Origin of the sequence: Micromonospora humidisoli (genome assembly GCF_016900955.1) — a bacterium.
GTDB classification, from domain to species: domain Bacteria; phylum Actinomycetota; class Actinomycetes; order Mycobacteriales; family Micromonosporaceae; genus Micromonospora; species Micromonospora wenchangensis.
The window spans coordinates 168,781-179,312 of record NZ_JAFEUO010000010.1; the positions used below are offsets into that span (position 1 = coordinate 168,781).

Annotated in this window: 2 protein-coding genes; both read right to left on the bottom strand. The window is 75.4% G+C overall.

Annotated features, from left to right (window positions below; translation table 11 throughout):
* Nucleotides 1-92 precede the first annotated feature (92 nt).
* The gene (locus JQN84_RS29090; RefSeq protein WP_204961781.1) at nt 93-6,539 is read right to left on the bottom strand and encodes a type I polyketide synthase; all 6,447 of its coding nucleotides are present in this window, start codon (nt 6,537-6,539) and stop codon (nt 93-95) included.
* Between the two features lie 17 nt (nt 6,540-6,556).
* Nucleotides 6,557-10,532 (bottom strand): acyltransferase domain-containing protein (locus JQN84_RS29095; protein WP_204961782.1); only part of this gene is annotated, 3,976 nt, incomplete at its 5' end.

Sequence of the window (10,532 nt, forward strand, 5' to 3'; positions counted from 1 at the left end):
TCGCCTCCGGTCACCGGGCCCGCCGGGTACGCACCCGGCGGGCCCGGTGACCGGGCGCGGACGGTGCCGCCGGCCCGGCACCGTCCGACGGGTCACGACCCGTCGGACGGTGCGGCGGGCAGGTACCCGCGGGCGACGAAGAACTCGACGTGCCGGCGGAACAGCGCCCGGGTCGCCGGTGGGCAGACGATGCCGCTGCCCGCGAGCGCCTCGACGGTCTCCCGGTCGTCCACCGGCGGGTAGAACCGCTCCGGGGCCTGCGCCATCACCTCGAAGGCGTCCAGCAGCGGCAGCAGCGCGTTCTCCGGGTCACCGGTGATCGCGGCCCGCCAGTCCTGCGGGTCGCGGTCGGTCAGCCGGTAGCCGGCCGCCCGCAGCTCGTCCACCATCTCCCCGAACGTCACGGCGCTCTGGTTGGCCACGTGGAACGTGCCCCCGGCGGCCTGCGCCCGCCGGGAGATGTGCACGATCGCGGCGCTGCTGTAGCTGACCGGCATCAGCCGGAACCGCACCGGGATGCGCCCCGGCACGGCGGCGGCCTGGAGCATGCCCTTCACCGCCAGCCAGACGAAGTCCCGGCTCTGGCACGCCCCGGTACGGTCGTCCCCGGCGATCAGGTCGATCCGGTAGACGGAGATCGGCAGCCCACGGGAGCGGCCGATCTCGATCATCTGCTCGGCCACCCACTTGCTCTGGGTGTACCCGGTGGGCAGGGTGCTGCCGGGACCGGTCGGGTCGCTGGCCCGGATGGGCACCCCGGCGGTGTCCCTGCCGACGAAGACGCCGAGCGTGGAGACGTGGTGCACCGGCACGGTGCGGTACCGCGCCGCCAGTCGCAGGATCTCCTCCGTGCCCAGCACGTTCGCCCCCTTCACCGTGGCGTACGGCTGCACCCAGTTGACGGCCGCGCCGGCGTGGTAGACCGCGTCGACCGTACGGGCGAGGACGTCGTACCGGTCGCCGTCCAGGCCCAGTCCGGGCGCGGCGAGGTCGCCGACCTCCACCACCACCCGCTCCGCGTCGATCTCGTTCCCGATGCCGTACCACTCCAGGTTGGCGCGCAGCCGCTGCCACGCCGCCTCCCCGTCCGCCGCCCGGACCAGGCAGTGCACCCGGGCGTCGGTGTCGCGCAGCAGGTCCCGCAGCAGGAACGCGCCGAGGAAACCGGTCGCGCCGGTCAGCAGCACCGCACGCGGATCCTCCACGACGCGGACGAGGTCGGCGGCGGGCCGGATGTCCTCGGCGAGCCCTACCTCGGCAGCGAAGTCGATCTCCACCGGGGCGGCGGGCGCGACGTCACCACCGAGCTGCCCGTCGAGGAACGTGGCCACGGCGTCGACGTTCGGGTGGTCGAAGACGAACGTGGTGGGCAGCCGCAGCTCGGTCAGCGCGCCGAGCCGGTTGCGGAACTCCACCCCGGTCAGGGAATCGAAGCCGAGCTCCGTGAACGGCTGCCCGACCGGTATCCCGGCGGGGTCGGCGTGACCCAGCACCGCCCCGGCCTCGGCCCGCACCACCTGGACGAGCAGCTCGCGGCGTTCCTCGACGGGTAGGCCGGCCAGGGCCTCGGTGAGCGACGGGCCCGACGTCGCGTCGTTGCGGACACGTCCCCGGCGCGGCTGACGGAGCAACCCGTCGAACAACGCCGGCACCGCCGACGGCTGCCCGCGCAGGGCGGCGAGGTCGAGCGGTGCGGCCACCGAGGTCGCCCACTGCAACGCGAGCGCCGCGTCGAGCATCGGCGGCCCCTGCTCGGTGGCGATCGGTGGGTAACCGGCCCGGGTGATCCGCTCGACGTCGGCGCTGCTCAACTCCCCGTCCGCGCCGCTGACCGCCCACAGCCCCCAGGCGACCGAGGTGGCCGCGAGCCCGAGCGCCCGCCGGTGCTCGGCGAGCGCGTCCAGGAAGGTGTTCGCGCCGGCGTAGCTGGACTGTCCGGCACCGCCGATGACACCGGCCAGCGAGGAGAACAGCACGAACGCCGACAGGTCGAGGTGCCGGGTCAGCTCGTGCAGGTGCCAGGCCGCGTCCACCTTGGGCCGCAGCACCGCCGCCAGCCGTGCCGGGGTCACCGCCGTGACGAGGCCGTCGTCGATGGTGCCCGCCGCGTGCACCACCCCGGTCAACGGACGGTCGGCCGGCAGGGCCGCCAGGGTCGCGGCGAGCGCCTCCCGGTCGGCGGTGTCGCAGGCGGCCACCGTGACCCGGGCGCCCAGCGCGGTCAACTCCTCGACGAGGAGGTCGACGCCGGGGGCCTGCCGGCCGCGCCGGCTGGTCAGCAGCAGGTCGGTGACGCCGTGCCGGGTGACCAGGTGCCGGGCGAAGAGCCGGCCGAGGGTACCCGTACCGCCGGTGATCAGCACCGTGCCGCCCGGCCGCCAGACCGGCGGCGTCGCCGGTGGCTCGGGTGCCCGGCGCAGCCGGGGGAGCAGCACCCGGCCGGCCCGGACGGCGCACTGGGACAGGCCGGCCCGGACGACTGCCGACAGCAGCCCGGTGGACCCGACGTCGTCGGACCCGCCGTCGACCAGCACGAAGCGCCCCGGGTTCTCGGACTGGGCCGACCGCAGCTGACCCCAGACCGTGGCCGCCGCCGGGTCGGTCACCGGCGCACCGACGGCACCCCGGGTGGTCACCACGAGCGGCACGTCGTCGAGCGTCGGATCGGCGAGCCACGCCTGCACCAGCAGCAGTACGCGCCGGGCGTGCCGGTGGGCCTCGGCGGCGCTGTCCGCCCCGCCCGCGGCGGCCGACCGGCAGTCGTAGCGCACGGCGTCCGCCCCGGCGACCCCGGCCAGCGCCCGGACCAACGTCTCCGGCCGGTCCGGGGCCTCGGGCGCGAGGACGGCCCAGGTCGTCGGCGTCGCCGGGGCGGGCAGCTCGATCGCCTCCCAGCCCAGGTGCAGCAGGGCATCGTGGGCGCGGTCACCGGCCCGGGAGAGCGCCACCGGATCGAGTTCGGCGAACCGGAGCGCGTCGAGGGTGGCCACCACCCGGCCGGCGAGGTCGGTGAGGACGGCCCGGAACGCGCCGTCGGGCGTGGGCGTCACCCGGGCCCGCACCGTCGTCGCACCGACGGCGTGCACCTGCCAGCCGCGCCAGCCGGCGACCACCCGGGCCCCACCCGGCGTCGCGAGCCGCGCCGCCTGCGCGACCGCCTCGACGAGTACGGGGTGGGTGGCGTAGGGGGACACCTCGTCGACCAGCCCGGCGGGCAGGGTGAGTTCGGCGTGGACGGTCGACGAACCGGGGACCGTCCAGGCCGCGGTCACCGCGTGCAGCTGCGGCTCGTACCGGACGTCGGCGCAGGAGCACCGCTCGTGGACCTCGTCGGACGGGATCTCGACGGCGTCGTCAGGCGGCCACTGCCTGTCGGGGGTGACGTCGAGGGCCGCGCGGACCCCGAGTTCGCCCTCGGCGTGCAGCCGCCAGCTCACCTCGCCGTCCTCCGGCCGGGCGTGCACGGTGACCTGCCGGGCCTGCCGCTCGTCCGGGGGACCGACCCGGACCTGGAGGTGCAGCCCACCCCGCGCGGGCAGCACCAGCGGTGCGACGACCCGCAACTCACCCACCACGTTCGCACCCACCTCGTCGCCCGCGCGTACCGCCAGCTCCAGCAGGGCCGCCGACGGCACCACCGGTTGGCCGGCCACGGTGTGCCCGGTCAGCCAGGGCACGGCCGCCCGGGACAACCGGCTGCTGAACAGCGTCTCCGCGCTACCCGCCACCGGGACCGCCACCCCGAGCAACGGGTGGTCGGTGGCCCGCAGACCCAGCCCGCCGGCCTCCCGGGACCGCCCGCCGGCCATGTGCCAGTAACGCTCCTGCTGGAACGGGTACGTCGGCAGCCGGACCGGCCGCGCCCCCGACCCCGCGAACGGGTACGCCCGGTCGACCGCGACGCCCTGCACGTGCAGCTCGGCGAAGGACCGGTGGAACTGTGCCGGGCCGCCCGCGTCGCGGCGCAGCGTGCCGGCGACCACGGCCGCCTCCCCCAGGTTGTCGCGCAGCGGGCCGATCAGCACCGGGTGCGCGCTCACCTCGACGAACACCCCGTGCCCGGCGTCGGCGAGGGCGCGGACGGCCGAGGAGAACTCCACCGGCCGACGCATGTTGTCGTACCAGTAGCCGGCGTCCATGGTGGACGTGTCGAGCCAGTCCCCGGTCACTGTCGAGAGCAGCGGAACCGTGCCGGGGCGCGGGCTGATCCCGGCGAGTGCGGTGAGCATCTCGTCGCGGATCGCGGCCACCTGCGGGGAGTGCGACGGGAAGTCGGCCGGGAAGCGTTTCGTCCGGGCGCCCTCGGCGGCGCACCGGGCGAGGAACTCGCCGAGGGCGTCCCGGTCACCGGCGACGAGCACCGACGTCGGACCGTTCTCCACCGCGACCGTGAGGCGACCGTCCCAGTCGGCCAGCCGACGCTCCACGACCGCGCGGGGCAGGGCGACGGCCCCCATCCCACCCCGACCCTCCAACGCGAGGGCGAGCCGGCTGCGGACCGCGATCACCCGCGCGCCGTCCTGGAGGCTCAGCGCCCCGGCGACGACCGCGGCGGCGATCTCGCCCTGGGAGTGGCCGACGACGGCGGCCGGCCGAAGCCCCGCCGCCTGCCAGACGGCGGCCAGCGAGACGTGCACGGCGAACAGGGCCGGCTGCACCACGTCGAGCCGGTCGAGGCCCGGGGCGTCGGGGGCGCCCCGCAACACGTCGTCGAGCGACCAGTCCAGGTACGGCTCGAACGCCTTCACGCACTCGGCGATCCGGTCGGCGAACTCGTCGGAGGTGCGGCGCAACTCGGCGGCCATGGCCGGCCACTGGCTGCCCTGGCCGGGAAAGACGAAGACCGTCCGGCCACGGTCGGCGGCCGTGCCGGTGACCACGTGTTCGGCCGTCCCGCCCGCCGCCAGGGCGTCGAGGCCGGCCAGCACCTCGGGCAGTTCCCGGCCGACCACGGCGGCCCGCTGCTCCAGTACGGCACGGGTGGTGGCCAGCGAGAACGCCACGTCCCGCAGCGTCGCGGGCTCGGCGGCCTCCGGCAGGTCCCGCAGGTGTCCGCCGAGGCGGGCGGCCTGTGCCCGCAGCGCCTGCGGGGTCCGGGCCGACAACAACCAGGGCAGGGCGGTGGCCTTCGCGTCGTCCGGCTCCGCGGGCGGGTCGTCCGGGGCGGGGGCCTGTTCGAGGATCAGGTGCGCGTTGGTGCCGCTCGCGCCGAACGCCGACACCGCGCCCCGCCGGGGTGCCCCGGTCACCGGCCACGGCCGCGTCTCGGCGAGCAGTTCCAGGTCGCCGACGGACCAGTCGACCAGCGGGGTCGGTTCGTCCAGGTGCAGGAGCCGGGGCAGCACGCCGTGCCGCAGGGCCTGGATCATCTTGATGATGCCGCCGATGCCGGAGGCGGCCTGGGCGTGCCCGATGTTGGACTTCAGCGACCCGACGAGCAGCGGTCGTCCGGGTGCCCTCGCCGCACCGTAGGTGTTGAGCAGCGCCCGGGCCTCGATCGGGTCGCCCAGCCGGGTGCCCGTGCCGTGTGCCTCCACGGCGTCGACGTCGGCGGGGGTCAGGCCGGCGCTCGCCAGCGCCTGCCTGATCACCCGCTCCTGGGCCGGGCCGTGCGGCGCGGTCAGCCCGTTGGACGCGCCGTCGGAGTTGACGGCGCTGCCGCGGATCAGCGCGAGGACCCGGTGACCGTGGCGTCGGGCGTCGGAGAGACGTTCGAGGACGACCAGTCCGGCCCCCTCCGACCAGCCGATACCGTCCGCCGCGGCGGCGAACGGCTTGCAGCGGCCGTCGGCGGCGAGGCCCCGTTGCCGGGCCCCGTCGAGATACCCGCCGGGGTGCGCGGCGACGTACGACGCACCGGCCAGGGCCAGTGTGGACTCGCCCGCGCGCAACGACTGCGCGGCCAGGTGCACCGCGACGAGTGCCGACGAGCACGCCGTGTCGATCGACACCGCCGGCCCCTCCAACCCGAGGGTGTACGCGATCCGACCCGACGCCATGCTGCTGAGCTTGCTGGTCATCTGGTAGCCCTCGAACTCGGCAGGCGCGTCGAGGTCGAGATAGCTCTGCTCCACCAGCCCCGCGAAGACCCCCGTGCGGCTCTCCCGCAGCCCGGTCGGGTCGATGCCGGCGTCCTCCAGCGCCTCCCAGGCGGCCTCCAGCAGAATCCGCTGCTGCGGATCCATCGCCAGCGCCTCCCGGGGAGAGATCCCGAAGAACGCGGCGTCGAACCGGCCGGCCGAGTCGACGAACCCGGCCTCCCGGATGTAGGTCGTGCCCGGGTGGGCCGGGTCGGGGTGGTAGAGCGCCTCGACGTCCCAGCCCCGGTCGGTCGGGAAGGCGCTGATCTCGTCGCGCTCACCGACCGCGACCTGCCACAGTTCGTCGGCGTTGGCGGCACCGGGAAACCGGCACGACATGCCGACGACCACCACCGGGTCCCGGTCGCCGGCCTCCAGTTCGGCGATCCGTCCGCGTGCCTTCTGGAGGTCGGCCGTGACCCACTTGAGGTAGTCGACGAGCTTCTCTTCGTTGGACATCGGGTCCGTCTCCTTCGTCAGTCGGCGCGGCGGCCCAGTTCGGTGTCGATGAGGTGGAAGATCTCGTCGGCCGAGGCGGTCGCGAGCCGGGCCGTCGGGTCGACGTCCGGTGCCGCGCGTTCGTCGGTGAGCCGGGTCAGCACCGCCTGTAGGCGCGCGACGAGCTGGGGCGTCTCGGGGTCGGCGTCGTCCCGGGCGGCCACCGTCGCCTCCAACCGGTCGAGCAGCGCCGACAGCGACGGGGCCGGACCGGTGCCGGCCGACCCGGCGGTGAGCTGCGCGAGCAGGTAGCGGGCCAGGACCGCCGGGGTGGGCTGCTCGAACACGAGTGTCGGGGCGAGCACCAGCCCGGTGGCGGCCTGTAGCCGGTCGCGCAACTGCACGGCGGTCATCGAGTCCATGCCCGCGTTCTGGAACGGCAGGTCCGGGCCGATGGCCGTGCTGTCGACGTGCCCCAGCGCCCGCGCCGCCTGGTCGAGCACCAGGCCACGGACCAGCCGCTCCTGGGCGTCGGGGTCCAGGCCGGTGAGGCGGTCGACGAGCCGCACGCCGTCGTCGCGGGTGGCCGGTGCCGTCGGCCGGGGGACCAGGTCACGCAGGACCGGCGGCACGTCGGTGCCGGCCGGCACCGCCGCCAGGTCCAGGGCGGAGGCCGGCAACAGCGGCTCGACGCCGATCGGTCCGGCGGCGAACGCGGCGTCCAGCAGGGTGGCCGCCCGGGTCGTGGTCAGCGGCCGGTGGACGGCGTCCCCGGCCGGCGGCCCCCACGCCACGACGACAGCCGGCAGTCCGCGGTGCGCACGCCGCCGCGCCACCGCCTCCGCCAGGGCGCGGTTGTCCAGCGTGCTGACCAGCACGAACGCGGCGGGCCCCGGACCGGGGAGAAGCTCGTCCAGGTGTACGGGCAGATCCTCGCCGGGATCGTCGTCCCCGGCGTGGATGACGGCGGTCAACGGCTCTCCGGGCGGGACATCGGCGAGGATCTTGGCCAGTGCCTCCCGGCCGAGCCGTGCGTCGCCCACCGTCAACAGCCGTCCGACGTCGCGTCGGCGGGCCAACTGGGCGGCCAGGATCCGACCCGGCGTCGTCTCCGCCCCGGTCAACAGGACGGTGCCCGTCGGGTCCAGGACGCACCCCGGGCCGGCCGGTCGGGTGGCCTGCCGCAGCCGGGGCACGTAGAGCCGGGTGCGGCGCACCGCGACGTCGGGTTCGTCGAGGCCCAGGACCGCATCGACCAGGTCGGGAGCGACCCCGTCGGCGTCGGCGTCGACGAGGACGAACCGGCCCACGGCGGAGCGTTGCCGAACCCGCAGCAGCTCCCGGACGGCGCCGGTGGTGGCGTCGGGCATGTCGTCGTCGTCGACCCGCACCGCGCCGCGGGTGACGACCACGAGCGGCCGGCCGTCCGGCACGGTGTCGAGCAGGTCGGAGAGCCAACCGGCGGCGGCGTGCACGGCGTCGGCGACGGGGGCGTCGAAGCGCGGGAGCTCGGCCACCGTGGCCCCACCCGGCCGGTGCGTCGACATCTCGGCCGGCTGCCAGCCCAGGGCCAGCAGGGCCGGGGCGGCCGGGGACAGCTGCTGCGGCGCGACTGCCGTGTAGGTCAGTTCGTCGACCGTGCCCACGAGGTCGCCGTCCCCGTCGGTGAGCCGGACCCGGACCCTCCGCTCGTCGAGCACGGTGACGTCGGCGTGGACCGCCACCGGGCCCCGGTGCCGCAGGTGCACCCCGCGCCACCCGGTCGGCACCAGGACCGTCCCCGCCTCGACCGGGAGCAGGTCGCTGTGGACGGCCGCGTCGAACAGGACGGGGTGCAGCCGGTAGCGGCCCGCCTCGTCGTGGAGGTGCTCGGGCAGGGCGACCAGCGGGCCGCCGGTCGGCGCAGCGGTCGGCGGCTCGGGGGGCTCCGGGGCCAGCACACCGGTGCCGTGCACCTGCCACGGGCCGTCGTCACCGGGCCGCACGTACACGCTCACCGGGCGTCGCCCCTGCGCGTCCGGGGTGGCCACCCGTACCTGGAGCGCCAGGGTGTCCTCCGCGGGCAGCACCAGGGGGCCGCTGAGCGTGAGCTGTTCCAGCAGGGACGTGCCGCCCCGCCCGCCGGCCTCGACCACCAGTTCGGTGAGGGCGGCGGCCGGCAGGACCTCCTCCAGCCACGGCAGGTCCCGTCGGGAGATCCGGCTGTCGAAGGTGAGATCGTCACCCGCGAGGGCGACTGCCGCGCCGAGCAGCGGGTGACCGGTCGCCGTACGGCCGGGGCCGGTGTCGGCCCGCGTCTGCGCGACGGCCCAGTAGCTGCGGGTCTGGAAGGCGTAGCGGGGCAGCTCGACCCGGGTCGCGCCGGTCCCGGCGAACCAGGCGGCCCAGTCGACGGGCACCCCCCGCGCCCAGGCCGTCGCGACGGCGGACACCAGTGACCGCGTCTCGGACGTCCGCCGGTGACCCGTCGCAACGGCCCCGTCGACCAGCGCGGCCAGCGTCGTGTCGGGGCCGATCTCCAGGAACGTGGTCACTCCCAGCTCGCCCAGGGTCGCCACCGCGTCGGCGAACCGGACGGTGGAGCGGATCTGGTTCGTCCAGTAACCGCCGTCGCTCCACTCGTCCCGGACGGGCCGGCCGGTCACCGTCGACACGGCGGGAATCCGTGGCGTCGCGTACCGCACCGCGTCAGCCGTCTCGGCGAACGCCTCAAGCATCGGCGTCATCAGCGAGGAGTGGAACGCGTGCGACACCGCCAGCCGGCGTACCCGCCGACCCCGCCGCGACCACGACGCCTCCGCCTCGGTGACGACGGCCTCGGGGCCGGCCAGCACCAGCGACCGGGGGCCGTTCACCGCCGCGACGTCGAGCCGGGGCTGCCCCTCGGCGACCTCCGCCTCGGTCGCCTCGACCGCCAGCATCGCCCCACCGGCGGGGAGGTCCTGCATCAGGCGGGCCCGTGCGCCGACCAGCGTGGCGGCGTCGGCCAGGGACAGCACGCCGGCCACGTGTGCGGCCGCCAGTTCACCGATGGAGTGTCCGGCCACGAAGTCCGGGGTGACGCCCCACGAGGACAGCAGCCGGAACAGGGCGACCTCGAAGGCGAACAGGGCCGGCTGGGTGTAGCCGGTGTCGTCGAGGCCGTCGCCGGAGTCGACGACGTCCCGCAGTGGACGGGGCAGCAGCGGGTCCAGGGCCGCGCACACCTCGTCGAAGGCGGCGCGGAACGCCGGGAAGGTCTCCCGCAGTTCGCGACCCATCCCCACCCGCTGCGCGCCCTGGCCGGTGAACAGGAACGCCGTGCGCACCTGCGGCGGGACGACAGTGCCCGACACCGAGCCCAGGCCGGCCAGGATCTCCTCCCGGTCCGCGCCCACGACCACGGCCCGGACCGGCAGCGCCGCGCGCCGGGTCAACGAATACGCCACGTCGGTGGGGTTGAGGTGGGGGTGGTTGGTGAGGTGGTGGTGGAGTCGGGTGGCTTGTTGGGTGAGGGTGTGGTGGTTGTGGGCGGAGATGATGAGGGGTTGGTGGGGTGGGGGGTTGGTGGTGGGTGGTGGTGGGGTGGGTGGGGTGGGTGGTTGTTCGAGGATGACGTGGGCGTTGGTGCCGCTGATGCCGAAGCTGCTGACGGCGGCGCGGCGGGGTTGGCCGGTGTCCGGCCAGGGCTGGGGTCGGGTGAGCAGGGCGAGACCGGAGGTGGTCCAGTCGATGTGGGGGGTGGGTTCGTCGGCGTGGAGGGTGGGCGGCATGTGGGTGTGGTTGAGGGCGTGGGTGAGTTTGATGACGCCGGCGACGCCGGCGGCGGCCTGGGTGTGCCCGATGTTGGACTTGAGGGCGCCAACCCAGGCGGGTCGTTGCGGGGTGTGGTGTTGCCCGTAGGTGTGCTGCAGGGCTTGGGCTTCGATGGGGTCGCCGAGTCGGGTGCCGGTGCCGTGGGCTTCGATGAGGGTGATGTCGTGGGGTTGGAGTCCGGCGTTGTGGAGGGCTTGGTGGATGACGCGTTGTTGGGCG

Bases quoted from the DNA above. Each gene is read 5' to 3' on its own strand.
- JQN84_RS29090 (WP_204961781.1), bottom strand. From the start codon at position 6,539: ATGTCCAACGAAGAGAAGCTCGTCGACTACCTCAAGTGGGTCACGGCC.